This is a genomic window from Anabaena sp. UHCC 0187 (assembly GCF_009712035.1).
Taxonomy (GTDB): Bacteria; Cyanobacteriota; Cyanobacteriia; order Cyanobacteriales; family Nostocaceae; genus Dolichospermum.
This window is the reverse complement of the sequence record NZ_VILB01000014.1, coordinates 147,010-161,749: the sequence shown is the minus strand read 5'-3', so window position 1 is coordinate 161,749 and position 14,740 is coordinate 147,010. Positions and strand designations below refer to the sequence as shown.

The following is a 14,740-nucleotide window of genomic DNA, read 5'->3' as shown; positions in this document are numbered from 1 at the left end:
GCTACAATTTATAATGAGGGTGGGTTTAATACCTGCCCTTTTTGTTTACCAACCCGAAAAACATCAACTAATTTATTATCATCATCAATGGTGTACAAAATTCTGTATTCACCCTGATCAATACGATAACCTCCTTGATAACCTTTTAAAGCTGCATAGTCTTGAGGACGTGGATTACCCTGAAGGGAGAGAATTTTTGATACGACTTGTTTATATTGTTTTGGTTGTAAGTCTAATAAATCTTTTTCCGCAGTTTTAGCAATCCTCAATGTATAACGTTCACTCATTGGGGCGTTTTGCTATTATTTCTTCTATGGTGGTAAATCCTGCGTTTTCTTCTATTGCACGTCGTAGTTTAGCAGAATCTATGGCATCTTCTATTGCTTCTAATAGTTTTAAATCTTCAATACTAATTATCGCTACCGCAGCTTTACCATGACGCTGAATTAAAATTCTTTCTCCACGATATTCTGCACGGTTCATAATATCGGGAAACAGCACTAATGAATTTAATCAATAGTCCTGCTTTTGCTTTAGCACCACCACTTTCAGATGCAGCTATTAGTCGAGATAGTATTTATACCAGAGAAGATGAAATGTTATGAAATATCTGGTAGATACTAATATTTTACTGCGTTTAGTACAAAAAAATAGTCCTATGCACCTTGATACTCAAAGGGCAATTTTAACGCTCAAAAAGCAAGGTGAATTTTTATGTATTATCCCACAAAATATAATTGAATTTCGGGCTGTTGCTACAAGACCTATTGATAAAAATGGTTTAGGTTTATCTATCACTCAAGCTGAAGAAGAAAGCGAAAAACTTAAAAAGATATTTATATTGGAATTGGATACACCACAAATTTTTACTGAGTGGGAATCTCTGGTTATTAGATATCACGTGATGGGAAAATAGGTGCATGATGCACGTTTAGCTGCGGCTATGGTAGCTCATAATATTACACATTTATTAACATTTAATGTTGATGATTTTAAACGTTTTTCAGAAATTGTAGTTGTTGATCCACGTAGTGTTGTTTAATGATAGCCATTGCACCCCCTCAACTCCCCAAACAGCGATTATTCATCTTTATTAAACTGGTACGTCTGACTCCCCCTGCGGTAAAATATCTTTAGTTCAAGGAATTGGCTATGAAAATAAAAGCAATTATTTGGGAAGAAGACGGTGTATGGTGTGGTTCTGTACCAGCTTTACCAGGATGTCATACCTGGGGTGAAAGTTATGAACATTTATTAGAAATGTTGAAAGATGCTGTTCAAGGTTGGTTAGAAGTTGCTAGTCAGCAAGAAGAAGTTGAACCACAAAAACAGTTAATTGAGTTATCTTTATGAAATCCGTTTCTGGTAAGTCTCTGTGTAAGATTATTGAACGTTATGGATGGAATCTAAAAAGGATCACAGGTAGTCATCATATCTATGTTAAGGAAGGTATGAGTGTGATTCTTTCTATACCTGTTCATGGTAATCGTGATTTACCTACTGGTACACTCAGAAGTATTTTGAAAGATGCTGGTTTGATTGAAGAAGATTTAGATTAATTTCGCTATCGCACTCCCTCAACTCCCCAAACAGCGATTCCTAGGTCGCGCTTCGCTATTGCACCCACATCCCTACAAAACATTTGACAAAAATTGACAATATTTGCCATAATTAAAGAATCAGAAATATAAAGACTTATTAGCTATGACCACAGTAAATATTTCTCTTCCCGATTCCATGCGGGACTTTATCAATGAACAGGTTGCAAAATGTGGCTACAGTACCACAAGCGAATATATTCGACATTTGATTCGTCAAGATTTAGAAAAAGTGGCACAAGCACGACTAGAAACATTGCTATTAGAAGGCTTAGATAGTGGTGAAGCGATTGAAATTACGGATGAGTGGTGGCAACAAAAACGCACTCAGCTTCTGGAGAGACTCCGCAAATAATAGCAATGACTAGACGAATTGTAATTAGACCAAAGGCTAGTGTTGACCTTGATGAACAGTTTGCTTATATTGCTGACAGTAATTTTGATGCAGCATTGAGTTTTTTTGATGCTACGAGGCAGACTTTTTCACAATTAGCACGACTACCTGGTATTGGTAGTGTTTATAATGTTAAAAATCCGCGTTTAGTTGGTTTGCGGAAGTGGGGAGTTAGAGGATTTGAAAAGCATCTAATTTTTTATTTAGAAGGGGATGAGTATATTGAAATTGTTCGGTTAATTCATTCTGCACGGGATATTTCACAGATTTTAGCAGAAGAAGAATAGCTATAGTCATCAGCTATGCGATTCCTAGGTCGCGCTAGTTCCCTCCGGGACGCAATGCGTTCGCTATCGCACCCCTCCAACTTCCCAAAAGCGATACCTTCGGTGTTTAAATCTGATATACTTTTAATAGATCAAGTTAATCATAAGTTTTACTTGATATTAATTAACTAGAATCTCAGAATATGAAACAATATAAAACTATACAGCTACAATTGAAACCAGAAATAGAAGATCGTCTGATTACCCAAGCTAATAAACAAGGTTTATCAATTGAATCTTATCTTGAATCTTTGATTGAAGATAGTTTGAAAAATCAAGAGGGAAAATCTTTTTCTCAAGTAACAACTGAGCAAGATTGGGAAACAGAACTCATGAGTTTAATTAATAGTCCTGCTTTTGCTTTAGCACCACCACTTTCAGATGCAGCTATTAGTCGAGATAGTATTTATACCAGAGAAGATGAAATGTTATGAAATATCTGGTAGATACTAATATTTTACTGCGTTTGGTACAAAAAAATAGTCTCATGCACCTTGATACTCAAAGGGCAATTTTAACTCTCAAAAAGCAAGGTGATTTTTTATGTATTATTCCCCAAAATATAATTGAATTTTGGGCTGTTGCTACAAGACCTATTGATAAAAATGGCTTAGGTTTATCTATAACTCAAGCTGAAGAGGAAAGCGAAAAACTTAAAAAGATATTTATATTGGAATTGGATACACCACAAATTTTTACTGAGTGGGAATCACTTGTTATTAAATATCAAGTGATGGGAAAACAGGTGCATGATGCACGTTTAGCTGCGGCTATGGTAGCTCATAATATTACACATTTATTGACATTTAATGTTGATGATTTTAAACGGTTTTCGGATATTGTCGTTGTTGATCCACGTAGTGTTGTTTAATTATATTGGAAGAGCGACCGCATCCCCTCAACCCCTCAAACAGCGATTCCTACGGAGCGCTTACGCTATCGCACCCCTTCAACCTCCCAAACAGCGATTCCTACGGAGCGCTTCGCTATCGCATTCCTTCAACTTCCCAATATCTCTTTTTAAACGAACCGCAGAGACACAGAGAACACAGAGAAACAGCGATTCCTACGGAGCGCTTACGCTATCGCACCCCCTCAACTTCCCAAAAGCGATTCCTACGGAGCGCTTCGCTATCGCACACCTTCCTCCCAAATATCACTTTTTTAAGAAAGACCTGGACAAGAATACCACTATTGCTTATATTAATAACCTGTGCTGATCATAAAAATAAGGAAATAATTTTGACTACATTTGCTAGTTACAAAGCAACAGCATCTAATTGGATTACTATATTTGATTCACCTTTCTATCCAGATTCCTTAGATGAAGCTAAAATTCTTTATGAGAATGTGTTATTGCGTTTTACAGAAGTTGTAGAACAAGCTCAAAGTTCTGCAAATTTACTTGAAATTATCACTAAAGAGCCTGATCCCTTGAGAATTCAATTACTCAGAGTATTTCGGAGATATGTCTCTCCAGATACATCAGTTGAAATGACTAAAAGGAAAACCAAAATACCTGATATTATTAAAGACTTTGGCTATAGATTTCGTCCAATAGAGCAAGTGAAACAAAATTTGCAAAGCCGTCCTATACCTGATGAGACTCTCATGGCAATACTTTTAGAGCAAAGTACGCGAGGACAAAAAGGTTATGACTTAACAGAAAGTTTTTTCTTATGGTTTAACAAAGTATTTAGCAAGGATTATTTAATTCGTGGTCCTGTTCGTGCTGGAAGAGATGTAATGCTAAATGAAGTATTAGAGAACTGGCAATATAAAACTCCAGCGGATATATTGATATCCCGCTTAGATGGTACTCCATTGGTAGTTGGATTTGCTCGTTATGACTCCGACAGAGGAGGTTCTCAGGAAGATGATAGAACAGGTGGTAATCGAGATAAAATAACAGAAATTTTGGGTTATGCTCAAACCTATAATTTGCCATTAAAAGTATTGATGCTGAATGATGGTCCTGGATTACTTCTAGGTTCTATGTGGAATGATTACGCTAATTTAGAACAATATGGACAAAGTAGAGTGATGGTTTGTACTTTGAAAATGTTAGACGAGAGATTTACACAAAGCTGGTTAGACAGTTAAGTTTACTATTCCAATTTTTGATGATTTGATCAGAAATTAACTCTAAATTTAGTGATTCTTCAATATAAAAATCTAAACCTGTTTTTAAAATTCTATTAACTTCAATTAAATTTATTTGTTTATATTTACAATTACCATTTTTGCCATTAACAAAATCACCCATTGCTTCACTACCATTCACTAAACGTTTAATGATTGTATCAATAGATAATTGAGAATTATCAATACCTATCCATTTTCTACCTAATTCTTCAGATACAGTTAGAGTAGTTCCACTTCCTGCAAAAGCATCTAAAACAATATCTCCTGGATTTGATGAAGCCATAATTATCCGTTTCATCATCTCTGAATTTTTCTCCGTTGGATAACCAGTAATTTTAATATTTTGATTGTGAGCGTCTTTAAAATCAAGCCAAATATCTTGAATTGAAATACCCTGACTATTATCTAAATATACTTTTCTTCTAGGATTACCTGTTGAAGACCAATATATTTCTCCCCTTGCGTCCATTTCATCCAAAGTTTCTGGTATGTATTGCCAATGTTTACCGGGAGGTGGTGACATACCCCTCCAAGGTTGACCAGTTGCTCCTTTTCTTACCCCTGGAGCATGAATAGGAACTTTTTTATATAGTCTTCCTGTTCCTTCTTCCACATATTGATATTCTTTTTTAATCGAGTCTTCTGTCCAAGCGTCAAAAGGTTGATTCCATACATAATTATCTGTTTTTGTATAAAAAAGAATAAAATCGGCAACATTACCATATTGTTTGCGTGTATAGTTTTTAGGATTGCATTTTTTTCTAGTAATCCAATTACGAAAATTTTTCGCTCCAAAAATTTCATCCATGATAATTTTGACAGTACAAGCCATTTTTTCATCTAAATGAACATAAATAGAACCTTCTTCTGATAGAATCTCTCTAATTAAAATAAGACGTTGACGCAAATATTCTAAATATTCTGCACCTTCCATGAGATCATGATAAGCATGATTGCTACTACGAGACTCAAAACTGCTACCTGTTGCATAAGGTGGATCAATATATACTAAGTTAACTTTTCCAGCAACATTATCATTATTTAATAATGTGCGAAGAACGTTTAAATTATCTCCATATATTAGTTGATTTCTAGGATATCCCTCAACGCTAATTATATGATTTAAGTTAGCTGGCTGAATTTTTAATATATCTTCTATAGGCATTTTCCCTTCATATTCAATTCGGAAAGATGTTGTATTTTGTTTATGGTTACGCCCATTTTTACTAGGTATTCCTGTTGCCATATTGTTTAAAATTTTGACTTTTTTATGATTATACTATAGCGATCGCACCCTTCAACCTCCCAAACAGCGATTCCTACGGAGCGCTTCGCTATCGCATCCCCTCAACCCCCCAAACAGCGATTCCTACGGAGCGCTTCGCTATCGCACCCCCTCAACTCCCCAAGTAGAAAAGCGATAAGATGAGTTACGCTAACACATATCTTACTTAAACTGTGATATACTTAATAAATTGAGAGGTTGAGTTAATATGGAAACGCAAGCAATTCTTGAATCTTTGCCAAAACTCAGTATCAATGAACGCTTGAAAATAGCTGAATTTGCTTTACAATTGGTTAATGAACAACAAGAATTTTTAACAAAAGAACAGCAAAAACATCAATTAGCATTAGCAGCTATTACAGCTATTGAAGATTATGCAAATGATGGTGAATTAAATGTTTTCTCCGATTTAGATGGAGAAGATTTTTATGAATATCCAGATGAAGATTAATAGAATTTGTTAAATTTATGTATAGAGGTGAAGTCTGGTTAGTTAATTTAGATCCAACTGTAGGCACAGAAATTAGTAAAAAACGTCCTTGTATTATAGTTAATGATAATGGAATTGGTATTTTACCTTTAAAGGTGATTGTTCCGATTACAGATTGGAAAGAACGATATTCTATTAGACCTTGGATGGTAAAATTAGAACCAACTACAGAGAATAGTTTGGCAAAAGTTTCTAGTGTTGATACTTTTCAAATCCGTTATGTTTCAGAAACACGATTAATTAGAAAATTAGGTCAACTTTCTGAATCAGAAATGCAGCTTATTTCTCAAGCATTAGCTGTGGTGTTAAGTCTTTCTCTGTCAACGTGAGATCGCACCCCCTCAACTCCCCAAATAGCGATCGCACCCCTCAACTCCCCAAAGAGCGATTCCTACGGAGCGCTTCGCTATCGCACCCCCTCAACTCCCCAACATCCTTTTTTAACGAACCACAGAGACACAGAGGACACAGAGAAAGAGCGATCGCACCCCCTCCAACTTCCCAAAAGTGATTCCTACGGAGCGCTTCGCTATCGCACCCCCTCAACTCCCCAAAAGCGATCGCACTCCCTCAACTCCCCAAACATCCTTTTTTAACGAACCACAGAGACACAGAGGACACAGAGAAAGAGCGATCGCACCCTTCAACCCCCCAAACAGCGATTCCTACGGAGCGCTTCGCTATCGCACCCCCTCAATCTCCCAAACATCCTTTTTTAACGAACCACGAAGACACGAAGAAGACGAAGGAAGAAAAGAAGAAGAAGAGAGAGCGATCGCATAGCATATCGTATCAACAGAAACAGGTTGAGGTAAAATATGTAAATATACCCACACTCATAGTTTGATAGATAGATATAAATGAAATTAAGACAAGTAGCAAGCGGATGGGAATTTGAAAGCGAAAAAGATTTAGAAGATTTGGTTTGGAACAACTTAGAAAAACTATTTGGATATAAACCTTTAAAGAGACAGTATCAAGTCAGTGGACAATATTGTGATATTTTAGCTTTTGGTAAAAATCAAGAACTTGTAATCATAGAGTTAAAAAACTCTGAAGATAGATATATTGTCCAACAACTTACTCGTTATTATGATGCTCTTTTAGATGAAAAACCTTTTTCTGAACACATCAATTTTCAAGTTCCTGTAGTTCTAATTGCTGTTACTCCAAATTTTCATAGAGATAATCACATTGACAGAAAATATCATCAACTAAAATTTCATTTCTTGCAGTTTAAAATTATTTGTCAAGAGCAAAAATTCAGTTTAAACATAATTAATACAGATACTACTCTCAACTGGAAATTAGACTTTGATTATTTACCAGAAAATCATGTAAATAAAAATATTCCTAGTCCTCATAAACGATTTTATCAATTAATTGAAAAATGTACACCTCAACAACGAGCTAAACTACTCAAATTTCGAGAAACAATTTTACAATTTGATGATCGTATGGAAGAAATAGTCCAAGATGGAGGTATTTATTACGGGAAAGGTAAAACTAAATATTGTGCTGAATTACGATTCAATAGCAGCAAAAAAGAACTTGTACTTTTTCTGTGGCTACCTCATAATTTTTATAGCGGTATCCAAACAAATATAACAAGAATGAGAATTTGGACAGATTGGAGTAATGCAGCTATAGTTAAACCTGCTGGTAAAGGACTTGGTAGTATACATTCAATTCGTATTGAAATGGCAAAAAAAGCAGCTAAAAATCAGAGTTTAAATATATTGCTTTATCATGCTTTAAATAAATGGTTTGAAAGAATTTAATCTTACCTCTTCTTTGCGCCTTTGCTCCTTAGCGACTTTGCGCGAAACAAACCTCTCCGCGTCTCTGCGTCTCTGCGTGAAAAAAAAAGGGCATAGTCAAAAACTACACCCCTACCCATAAACTAAAGTTGCTTCACCTCACTAACCAACTTAGCCACCATATCCTTAGCGCTACCAAACAACATCGTCGTTTTAGCCTTATAAAACAACTCATTATCAACACCAGCAAAACCAGCACTCATACCACGCTTAATCACAATAGTTTGCTTTGCGCGATCAACCTCCAAAATCGGCATCCCATAAATAGGACTATTCACATCACTACGCGCCGCCGGATTGACCACATCATTAGCACCAATCACCAACGCCACATCAGCCTGTTCAAACTGGGGATTAATATCCTCCATATCATACAACTGCGTATAGGCAACATTAGCTTCCGCCAATAATACATTCATGTGTCCCGGCATTCTCCCCGCCACCGGATGTATCGCATATTTCACATCCACACCCATGCGTTCTAGTTGATCTGCCAACTCGCGGACGCTATGCTGGGCTTGAGCAACCGCCATACCGTAACCTGGGACAATCACCACAGAACGGGCATAACCCAACATCATCGCCCCTTCTTCCGCATCAATACTGCGAACAGGTTGATCACTAGCACCAGCAGCCGCACCACCAGTAGCAGTAGAGACAGAACCAAAGGCACTAAATAAGACACTGAACAAAGAACGGTTCATAGCCTTACACATAATTTCCGTCAGGATAAGACCAGAAGCCCCCACCAAAGCACCGGCGATGATTAACATATTGTTCATCACCACAAACCCAGCCGCAGCCGCAGCCACACCGGAGAGGGAGTTTAACAGGGAGATGACAACGGGCATATCACCCCCACCAATGGGGAGGACGAACATCACACCCAACACCAAAGAAACAGCCACCACAGCTAAAAATACGGGGAGGCTATCTGGTGTTCTGATTAAATAGGCACTTCCAGCTAAATAAGAACCCAAAAGCAACAGGTTAAAAGGTTGTTGCAAAGGAAAGGTAATGGGAGTACCGCTAATTAAACCTTGTAATTTCGCAAAAGCCAGAAAACTACCCGTTAAAGTGACACCACCAATTAACACATCCAATAACATAGATATGTTGACATCGAGGGGGATAGGTTGAGAACTATCTAATAACCGCCAAAATTCAGCCACAGCGATAAGTGCCGAAGAAGCACCACCCAAACCGTTGAGTAAACCCACCATTTGGGGCATTTGCGTCATTTCCACTTTGTAAGCGATAACAGCGCCAATTACCGAACCAATAGCCAAGCCGATCAAAATCATCTCGTAATTTAATACGTGCTGATCTAGTAATGTGGCGACAACAGCTAACAACATTCCCAACGCAGCCACAATATTACCGTTTCTAGCAGTTGCAGGAGAACCGAGTTTTTTCAAACCCAGGATAAATAATGATGCAGCGACTAAATAAGTTAGCTGAATCCCAGTTGGTAAAAAGTCGCTCATGCTTTTATTTCCTTTTTCTTAAACATTTGCAACATTCTGTCTGTTACTAAAAAACCGCCGACAACGTTCACCATTGCCAAAATTACGGCGATTAAACCGAGAATTACTGATAAATTCGTGTTTTTGTCCCCCGCAGCCAGGATTGCACCAATTACGGAAATCCCGGAAATGGCGTTTGAACCGGACATTAACGGGGTGTGTAACGTGGGGGGAATTTTGTTGATGACTTCAAAGCCGATAAAAGAGGCTAAGACAAGTACAAATAAGGCTGGAAGTAATGCTTGTGTCATGTCATTCTTGGATTTAAGAGGTTTCGCGCAAAGACGCTAAGGAGCAAAGACGCAAAGAGAAAATTTACTACGCAAAATCTCTCTTAAACTCTTCTTCCTTCGTGTTCTTCGCTTCTTCGTGGTTCATTTAATCTATATTTGATTACACCGCTACCGCTTGCAAAGCATCTTTTACTCGTTGGTTTCTAATTTCTCCACCATGAGTCACACAAGCAGCCTCAACGATATCGTCACCAAAGTTGATTTCTAAGGCTTTGTCTTTAATCAAAAGTTGCATTAATGAAGTAACGTTTTTTGCATACAGTTGGCTGGCGTGTACTGGCATTGATGAGGGTAAATTAATTGGTCCGATAATGGTGACACCGTTCCAAATAATATCTTTACCTGCTTCCGTACAGGCGCAGTTTCCACCTTGTTCTGCGGCTAAGTCTACTATGACTGAACCGGGTTTCATCTGCGCTACCATTTCTTCTGTCACCAGTCTGGGGGCTTGTCTTCCTGGTACTTGGGCAGTAGTAATGACAACATCGGAGTTTTTGACGTGGCTGGCTACTAGTTCTTGGGTACGCTTTTTACTGTCTTCTGAAATTTCTTTGGCGTAACCACCCGCAGCAACGGTTTCTTCTTCGAGTTTGACTTCGACGAATTTCGCTCCTAAGCTTTGGACTTCTTCTTTAACGGCTGGGCGGATGTCAAAGGCTTCTACTACTGCTCCTAGTCTCCGGGCGGTAGCGATCGCTTGCAATCCTGCCACACCTGCACCCATAATAAATACTTTGGCGGGAGCAATTGTCCCCGCCGCAGTGGTTAACATGGGGAAATATTTCGGTAATGCCGCCGCCGCAATCAATACCGCTTTATAGCCCGCCAGTGAGGCTTGGGAGGACAAGGCATCCATGCTTTGCGCTCTGGTGGTACGGGGGATTAATTCCATACTCAAAGCTGTAATTTGCCGATTTGCCAGTTCTTGGACAACTACGGGATTTCCCAGAGGATTCAAGAAGCTAATTAATACAGAACCAGATTTGAGCAACTCAATTTCTGTCCGGCCATCTTCTCTAGTTTCCGGTGGGCTAACCTTGAGTAAAATATCCGCTTCACTCCATAATTGGGCAGAATTATGACTAATTTTTGCTCCTGCTGCTTCATAGTCAGCATCACTAAAAAATGCTTTTTCTCCCGCCCCTGTTTCTACCCAAACTTCTAAACCTTGTTTGACTAATTTGCCTACGGTGTCGGGAATTAATGCCACTCGGTTTTCACAAACTTCTATTTCTTTCGCAACTGCTATTTTCATGCAATCTCCTGGATATGAATACTTAACATCATCCGTTAACTTTTAATACTTTTTATTTCAAATTGGTATCATTAAGCTGATGGGATGATGAACCATGAATTACCTTTGTAGATAGAATTTTCAAATTTTGTTTTTGTTATCTTCGTTATCTAGTCACAATCTCAATTTGACAGTATGCAGATATCATCCTTACAAAATAGCTATAAGTAAAATTAGTTATCGCACATCTTCTGCCGATTTCTACATTTTGGATATTGTTCTTTAGATTATTTTATATATTGGAAGAGTTCGACTCTTTTTTTTTGATTCACTATTTAATTTTTAATCATTTTTAATGTATCTAAATATTCATAATTAGCAACAAAAATTATTCTTTTAGATGATAAAATTAATAATATTTACTCTAAATGTTAAATAACAGTAATTTTGCTTTATAAATGGAATCTTTCACGAGAATGGCACTTTTACCTTTAACTAACGTCAATTGTCAAGCATATAGTAGTAAAGTTTAGTTACAAATACTAACGCTTAGTTAAAAACTATCAACTAGAGGAAACCCAATTTATGAAACGCTTACTTGCTGCTTTAGCTGTCACTAGCTGTGTATTAACGAGTTTACCAGCTACAACCTTAGCGCAATCTGGCTTGACACTTTTTAGCGGCGTGAAAAGTGAAAATCAGTTACCCTTTCGGTTAGATTTTGGCGGACAAACCAATAGCACAGATCGTTATATACTCAGAGTTCCTGCCAAAAAAATGAAATTGGCAGTGGCTCAATTTGCCATTACCTATCCTGATTATTACAATGGAACTTTTGATACCAAAAATATTGAAGTCTTAGTTAAAGGCAAAAAAGTCCCCCTATCGGAAGTCAAATGGGATAAGGAAGGCCGGGTAATTAAAATATTTCCCGAAGAACCAGTTCCCGCTGGTCAAAAAGTCGAGGTAGTCTTATCTAACGTCCAAAATCCGGCTTTTGGGGGAGTTTTCTATTTTAACTGTCAAGTTCTTTCCCCTGGAGATGTGCCATTATTGCGTTATCTCGGCTCATGGATTATCAGTATTATTTAACCTACGGCTTTTATTTTTCTGGAAAACTCTATCCAGAAATCTCATGCAATTGCCTGTAAAGTGGTAAAATATCAGATTGTGACTTTTTATGAAAATCGCCTAAAAGGAGAACGATATGCAAAGAACACTGGGCGGCACTTGCCGTAAAAGAAAAAGAACATCTGGATTTCGGGCCAGAATGCGGACACCAGACGGCAGAAACGTGATCAGCGCTAGAAGAAGAAAAGGACGGCATCGTCTGAGCGTGTAGGGTAAAATTCAGCAATTAATATCTAGTTGTGGCTTTGCCCAAAGCATATCGTCTCAAATCCCGTCAGGATTTTCAGGCAGTTTTCCGGGAAGGAATTCGGCGACATAGTTCTCATTTCACCCTGAGAGCTTTAAAACCTGCTCTTTCGACAGAACCTTCTTTGGATACTGCCCCCCCTGCCACAAAAATTGGTATTGCCATTAGTACAAAAGTCAGTAAACGCGCCGTTGTTCGCAACAAAATCAAAAGGCAAATTACAGCAGCATTACATCAATTGTTGCCTAAATTAGTCCCAGGATGGCGGCTAGTATTAATTGTGAAACCAACAACAGCAAAATCTGAGTGCGAAACCCAGAAATTTCTGCAAGAATTAGAGCAGTTGTTGGCACAAACTGAGGTATTAAATGGGCATTCGTGAAGAAGTTTATTATGAGGGTGGTCCCCACATTGGGGATTTGATTCTCAACCTGCTGGTTGGGCTAACAGTGGTGGGTATCCCCTTAGCTGTTGGAGCAATAGTCAGGGCTGTATGGCTACGCTTCCGCATCACAGATCGACGGGTATGTGTAACAGGCGGTTGGATGGGACGCGATCGCTATGATGTAATTTATTCAGAAGTGCTGAAAGTTGTCAAAGTTCCCCGTGGCATCGGCCTATGGGGAGATATGGCAATCACTCTCAAAAATGGTACTCTCATAGAAATGCGGGCTGTTCCTAATTTTCGGGAAGTCTATGACTACATTAATGAAAAAGTTGCTGCTAAAAATCCCCAATATAGCAGTCCTAAATAAGTCATTTGTCCAGAGCGTTAACAAGCTATCAGCTAGTAAGCTAATTCTGGGTTTCATTACCTGTTGAGGTGGGGTTTAAATCCCCTTCTCAACAAGCCGCTGACAGCTTTTTTAACATTCACATTTTTATCTAATGTGCGGCTATCCGTAGCTTTCAAAGCTTGCGTAGCTTGTGGGTAGTCACAGCAATGCTTAACAAAAACCTCTACAATATAGAGCAAAAGCTTGGAAGAGAACCGTCTCTAACATAGAAGGACAACTAACTATAGTCAGAAGATAGGCTCAACTAAGCATCCCACTCCTAACCGGGGTGGGAGTGTCAAAGTACCGCAGGTTGAATTCAGAATAATGGATTTTGGTATCGGGTTTCTCTCGAACAACGTGATGTTGCCAATCATAGACCTTTTCTATGGTTTTGTCCCTAGCTATGGGTTGGCGATCGTAGCTTTAACATTGGTTATCCGCTTTGCGCTCTATCCCCTGAGTGCTGGCTCTATCCGTAGTATGCGCCGGATGCGAGTCGTGCAACCTCTCATGCAAAAGCGAATGGCGGAAATTAAAGAACGCTACAAAGATGATCAGAAAAAGCAACAAGAGGAAATGCTCAAGGTCCAAAGTGAATTTGGTAATCCCTTAGCAGGATGTCTACCTCTACTCTTACAGATGCCAGTATTACTAGCACTGTTTGCCACTTTGCGGGGTTCGCCTTTTTCCGGGGTTAACTACTCCGTTAACTTGCAAATCTTCCCTTCTGAACAAATTGAGCGCATTCAACCCCAAGCCTTTGCCACTCCCCCACAAAATATTTACATTGCTGATGGGGAGCATACTAAAGTTACCGCACTCCTTCCTGGTGGTAACAAGTTAGCGGTGGGAGAAAAAACTAAGATTCAATATCAAACCTTAGAAGGTAAGCCATTTGATCTGCTCTTAGTAGAACATCCAGACACTAAATTGACACCAGAATGGACAATCACTAAAGGTGAAGAAAGAGTTAAAATTGATGCCGAAGGCAATATAGAGGCTCTAGAAGCCGGAGACGTGACCATTCAAGGCACAATTCCCGGACTAGCAGCAGATAAGGGATTTCTCTTTATTGACGCTTTGGGTAGAGTCGGAGCTATTGATCCCGATAACACAGTCCATTGGGATATTGTGGCGATGATTGTCTTCTTTGGTATCAGCCTTTATGTGAGCCAAATGCTGTCTGGGCAAAATTCCAGCGGTGGCAACCCTCAACAAGACACGGTAAATAAAATTACTCCTGTGATCTTTTCTGGGATGTTCTTATTCTTCCCCCTACCGGCTGGGGTACTCATGTATATGGTAATTGGTAACGTTTTTCAAACTATCCAAACCTATATTCTCTCCCGTGAACCTCTACCAGAAGAAATTCAAAAAATCGTAGACTTACAAGAGAAAGAAGCCCAAACCATCGAAGTAAAAGCGTTGCCATTTGAACCCAAAAGTTCTAAGAAAAAGGCTAATGGTTGATT

23 protein-coding genes are annotated in these 14,740 nt (G+C 38.6%); 17 read left to right on the top strand and 6 right to left on the bottom strand.

Going from position 1 to position 14,740, the window contains the following annotated elements:
- Positions 1 to 8 precede the first annotated feature (8 nt).
- The gene (locus FJR11_RS17250; RefSeq protein WP_168505853.1) at positions 9 to 287 is read right to left on the bottom strand and encodes a type II toxin-antitoxin system RelE/ParE family toxin; all 279 of its coding nucleotides are present in this window, start codon (positions 285 to 287) and stop codon (positions 9 to 11) included.
- Positions 280 to 483 (bottom strand): type II toxin-antitoxin system Phd/YefM family antitoxin, encoded by a 204-nt coding sequence (locus FJR11_RS17245; RefSeq protein WP_168505851.1) that lies wholly within the window; start codon positions 481 to 483, stop codon positions 280 to 282. The genes FJR11_RS17250 and FJR11_RS17245 overlap by 8 nt, the downstream gene beginning before the upstream one ends.
- Positions 484 to 601: 118 nt before the next feature.
- On the opposite strand from FJR11_RS17245, the gene FJR11_RS17240 reads away from it, so the two are divergent.
- The 8 genes from FJR11_RS17240 (at position 602) to FJR11_RS17205 (ending at position 4,421) form a co-directional block, all read left to right on the top strand.
- Positions 602 to 916 (top strand): PIN domain-containing protein, encoded by a 315-nt coding sequence (locus FJR11_RS17240; RefSeq protein ID WP_168505849.1) that lies wholly within the window; start codon positions 602 to 604, stop codon positions 914 to 916.
- Positions 917 to 1,152: 236 nt separating this feature from the next.
- Entirely contained in the window at positions 1,153 to 1,353 is a 201-nt protein-coding gene (locus FJR11_RS17235) for a type II toxin-antitoxin system HicB family antitoxin (RefSeq protein WP_006278807.1), read from the top strand.
- A complete protein-coding gene (locus FJR11_RS17230) occupies positions 1,350 to 1,559 on the top strand; it encodes a type II toxin-antitoxin system HicA family toxin (RefSeq protein ID WP_168505847.1) in 210 nt (69 codons plus the stop codon). The genes FJR11_RS17235 and FJR11_RS17230 overlap by 4 nt, the downstream gene beginning before the upstream one ends.
- 145 nt (positions 1,560 to 1,704) lie before the next feature.
- Positions 1,705 to 1,953, top strand: coding sequence for a type II toxin-antitoxin system ParD family antitoxin (locus FJR11_RS17225; protein ID WP_071188346.1), 249 nt, complete (start codon positions 1,705 to 1,707; stop codon positions 1,951 to 1,953).
- Positions 1,954 to 1,958: 5 nt separating this feature from the next.
- Positions 1,959 to 2,279: a type II toxin-antitoxin system RelE/ParE family toxin gene (locus FJR11_RS17220; RefSeq protein WP_039203371.1), complete on the top strand. Its 321-nt coding sequence runs from the start codon at positions 1,959 to 1,961 to the stop codon at positions 2,277 to 2,279.
- Between the two features lie 182 nt (positions 2,280 to 2,461).
- Positions 2,462 to 2,752 carry a hypothetical protein gene (locus FJR11_RS17215; RefSeq protein WP_168505845.1) on the top strand — a complete coding sequence of 97 codons (291 nt, stop codon included), beginning with the start codon at positions 2,462 to 2,464 and terminating at the stop codon, positions 2,750 to 2,752.
- Positions 2,749 to 3,189 carry a PIN domain-containing protein gene (locus FJR11_RS17210; protein ID WP_168505843.1) on the top strand — a complete coding sequence of 147 codons (441 nt, stop codon included), beginning with the start codon at positions 2,749 to 2,751 and terminating at the stop codon, positions 3,187 to 3,189. The genes FJR11_RS17215 and FJR11_RS17210 overlap by 4 nt, the downstream gene beginning before the upstream one ends.
- A gap of 371 nt (positions 3,190 to 3,560) precedes the next feature.
- Entirely contained in the window at positions 3,561 to 4,421 is an 861-nt protein-coding gene (locus tag FJR11_RS17205) for a hypothetical protein (RefSeq protein ID WP_174763100.1), read from the top strand.
- Here the strand turns inward: FJR11_RS17205 and FJR11_RS17200 are convergent.
- Positions 4,396 to 5,709: a site-specific DNA-methyltransferase gene (locus tag FJR11_RS17200; protein ID WP_168505841.1), complete on the bottom strand. Its 1,314-nt coding sequence runs from the start codon at positions 5,707 to 5,709 to the stop codon at positions 4,396 to 4,398. The two genes, FJR11_RS17205 and FJR11_RS17200, sit on opposite strands and share 26 nt — an antisense overlap.
- A gap of 247 nt (positions 5,710 to 5,956) precedes the next feature.
- On the opposite strand from FJR11_RS17200, the gene FJR11_RS17195 reads away from it, so the two are divergent.
- The 4 genes from FJR11_RS17195 to FJR11_RS17180 all read left to right on the top strand — a co-directional run bounded on the left by FJR11_RS17195 (position 5,957) and on the right by FJR11_RS17180 (position 8,019).
- A complete protein-coding gene (locus tag FJR11_RS17195; protein ID WP_168505840.1) occupies positions 5,957 to 6,199 on the top strand; it encodes a hypothetical protein in 243 nt (80 codons plus the stop codon).
- A 17-nt stretch (positions 6,200 to 6,216) separates the two neighbouring features.
- The gene (locus FJR11_RS17190; RefSeq protein WP_168505838.1) at positions 6,217 to 6,567 is read left to right on the top strand and encodes a type II toxin-antitoxin system PemK/MazF family toxin; all 351 of its coding nucleotides are present in this window, start codon (positions 6,217 to 6,219) and stop codon (positions 6,565 to 6,567) included.
- Positions 6,568 to 6,745: 178 nt separating this feature from the next.
- Positions 6,746 to 7,021, top strand: a complete 276-nt coding sequence (locus FJR11_RS17185) for a hypothetical protein (protein ID WP_168505836.1) — start codon at positions 6,746 to 6,748, stop codon at positions 7,019 to 7,021.
- A gap of 77 nt (positions 7,022 to 7,098) precedes the next feature.
- Entirely contained in the window at positions 7,099 to 8,019 is a 921-nt protein-coding gene (locus tag FJR11_RS17180) for an endonuclease NucS domain-containing protein (RefSeq protein WP_168505834.1), read from the top strand.
- Positions 8,020 to 8,141: 122 nt separating this feature from the next.
- Here the strand turns inward: FJR11_RS17180 and FJR11_RS17175 are convergent, their stop codons facing one another.
- The 3 genes from FJR11_RS17175 to FJR11_RS17165 all read right to left on the bottom strand — a co-directional run bounded on the left by FJR11_RS17175 (position 8,142) and on the right by FJR11_RS17165 (position 11,132).
- Positions 8,142 to 9,545 (bottom strand): NAD(P)(+) transhydrogenase (Re/Si-specific) subunit beta, encoded by a 1,404-nt coding sequence (locus FJR11_RS17175; RefSeq protein WP_168505832.1) that lies wholly within the window; start codon positions 9,543 to 9,545, stop codon positions 8,142 to 8,144.
- Positions 9,542 to 9,835 (bottom strand): NAD(P) transhydrogenase subunit alpha, encoded by a 294-nt coding sequence (locus FJR11_RS17170; protein WP_168505830.1) that lies wholly within the window; start codon positions 9,833 to 9,835, stop codon positions 9,542 to 9,544. The genes FJR11_RS17175 and FJR11_RS17170 overlap by 4 nt, the downstream gene beginning before the upstream one ends.
- A gap of 142 nt (positions 9,836 to 9,977) precedes the next feature.
- Positions 9,978 to 11,132, bottom strand: a complete 1,155-nt coding sequence (locus FJR11_RS17165) for a Re/Si-specific NAD(P)(+) transhydrogenase subunit alpha (RefSeq protein ID WP_168505828.1) — start codon at positions 11,130 to 11,132, stop codon at positions 9,978 to 9,980.
- A 564-nt stretch (positions 11,133 to 11,696) separates the two neighbouring features.
- Between FJR11_RS17165 and FJR11_RS17160 the strand changes: the two genes are divergently transcribed.
- The 5 genes from FJR11_RS17160 to yidC all read left to right on the top strand — a co-directional run bounded on the left by FJR11_RS17160 (position 11,697) and on the right by yidC (position 14,738).
- On the top strand, positions 11,697 to 12,203 hold the full coding sequence (locus FJR11_RS17160) for a DUF2808 domain-containing protein (protein ID WP_168505826.1): 507 nt from the start codon (positions 11,697 to 11,699) through the stop codon (positions 12,201 to 12,203).
- A gap of 115 nt (positions 12,204 to 12,318) precedes the next feature.
- Positions 12,319 to 12,453, top strand: a complete 135-nt coding sequence (rpmH, locus tag FJR11_RS17155) for a 50S ribosomal protein L34 (protein ID WP_015209090.1) — start codon at positions 12,319 to 12,321, stop codon at positions 12,451 to 12,453.
- Between the two features lie 28 nt (positions 12,454 to 12,481).
- Positions 12,482 to 12,871, top strand: coding sequence for a ribonuclease P protein component (rnpA, locus tag FJR11_RS17150; RefSeq protein ID WP_168505824.1), 390 nt, complete (start codon positions 12,482 to 12,484; stop codon positions 12,869 to 12,871).
- Positions 12,858 to 13,244, top strand: a complete 387-nt coding sequence (locus FJR11_RS17145; RefSeq protein WP_168505822.1) for a PH domain-containing protein — start codon at positions 12,858 to 12,860, stop codon at positions 13,242 to 13,244. Before rnpA ends, FJR11_RS17145 begins: the two co-directional genes overlap by 14 nt.
- A gap of 348 nt (positions 13,245 to 13,592) precedes the next feature.
- Positions 13,593 to 14,738 (top strand): membrane protein insertase YidC, encoded by a 1,146-nt coding sequence (gene yidC, locus FJR11_RS17140; protein ID WP_168505820.1) that lies wholly within the window; start codon positions 13,593 to 13,595, stop codon positions 14,736 to 14,738.
- Positions 14,739 to 14,740 lie beyond the last annotated feature (2 nt).

Coding starts and splice junctions, on each gene's coding strand:
- FJR11_RS17180 (WP_168505834.1), top strand. CDS start 7,099: ATGAAATTAAGACAAGTAGCAAGCGGATGGGAATTTGAAAGCGAAAAA.
- FJR11_RS17220 (WP_039203371.1), top strand. CDS start 1,959: ATGACTAGACGAATTGTAATTAGACCAAAGGCTAGTGTTGACCTTGAT.
- FJR11_RS17145 (WP_168505822.1), top strand. CDS start 12,858: ATGGGCATTCGTGAAGAAGTTTATTATGAGGGTGGTCCCCACATTGGG.
- yidC (WP_168505820.1), top strand. CDS start 13,593: ATGGATTTTGGTATCGGGTTTCTCTCGAACAACGTGATGTTGCCAATC.
- FJR11_RS17190 (WP_168505838.1), top strand. CDS start 6,217: ATGTATAGAGGTGAAGTCTGGTTAGTTAATTTAGATCCAACTGTAGGC.
- FJR11_RS17160 (WP_168505826.1), top strand. CDS start 11,697: ATGAAACGCTTACTTGCTGCTTTAGCTGTCACTAGCTGTGTATTAACG.
- FJR11_RS17210 (WP_168505843.1), top strand. CDS start 2,749: ATGAAATATCTGGTAGATACTAATATTTTACTGCGTTTGGTACAAAAA.
- FJR11_RS17170 (WP_168505830.1), bottom strand. CDS start 9,835: ATGACACAAGCATTACTTCCAGCCTTATTTGTACTTGTCTTAGCCTCT.
- FJR11_RS17195 (WP_168505840.1), top strand. CDS start 5,957: ATGGAAACGCAAGCAATTCTTGAATCTTTGCCAAAACTCAGTATCAAT.
- FJR11_RS17250 (WP_168505853.1), bottom strand. CDS start 287: ATGAGTGAACGTTATACATTGAGGATTGCTAAAACTGCGGAAAAAGAT.
- FJR11_RS17245 (WP_168505851.1), bottom strand. CDS start 483: ATGAACCGTGCAGAATATCGTGGAGAAAGAATTTTAATTCAGCGTCAT.
- FJR11_RS17165 (WP_168505828.1), bottom strand. CDS start 11,132: ATGAAAATAGCAGTTGCGAAAGAAATAGAAGTTTGTGAAAACCGAGTG.
- FJR11_RS17240 (WP_168505849.1), top strand. CDS start 602: ATGAAATATCTGGTAGATACTAATATTTTACTGCGTTTAGTACAAAAA.
- FJR11_RS17175 (WP_168505832.1), bottom strand. CDS start 9,545: ATGAGCGACTTTTTACCAACTGGGATTCAGCTAACTTATTTAGTCGCT.
- FJR11_RS17215 (WP_168505845.1), top strand. CDS start 2,462: ATGAAACAATATAAAACTATACAGCTACAATTGAAACCAGAAATAGAA.
- FJR11_RS17200 (WP_168505841.1), bottom strand. CDS start 5,709: ATGGCAACAGGAATACCTAGTAAAAATGGGCGTAACCATAAACAAAAT.
- FJR11_RS17235 (WP_006278807.1), top strand. CDS start 1,153: ATGAAAATAAAAGCAATTATTTGGGAAGAAGACGGTGTATGGTGTGGT.
- FJR11_RS17225 (WP_071188346.1), top strand. CDS start 1,705: ATGACCACAGTAAATATTTCTCTTCCCGATTCCATGCGGGACTTTATC.
- rpmH (WP_015209090.1), top strand. CDS start 12,319: ATGCAAAGAACACTGGGCGGCACTTGCCGTAAAAGAAAAAGAACATCT.
- FJR11_RS17230 (WP_168505847.1), top strand. CDS start 1,350: ATGAAATCCGTTTCTGGTAAGTCTCTGTGTAAGATTATTGAACGTTAT.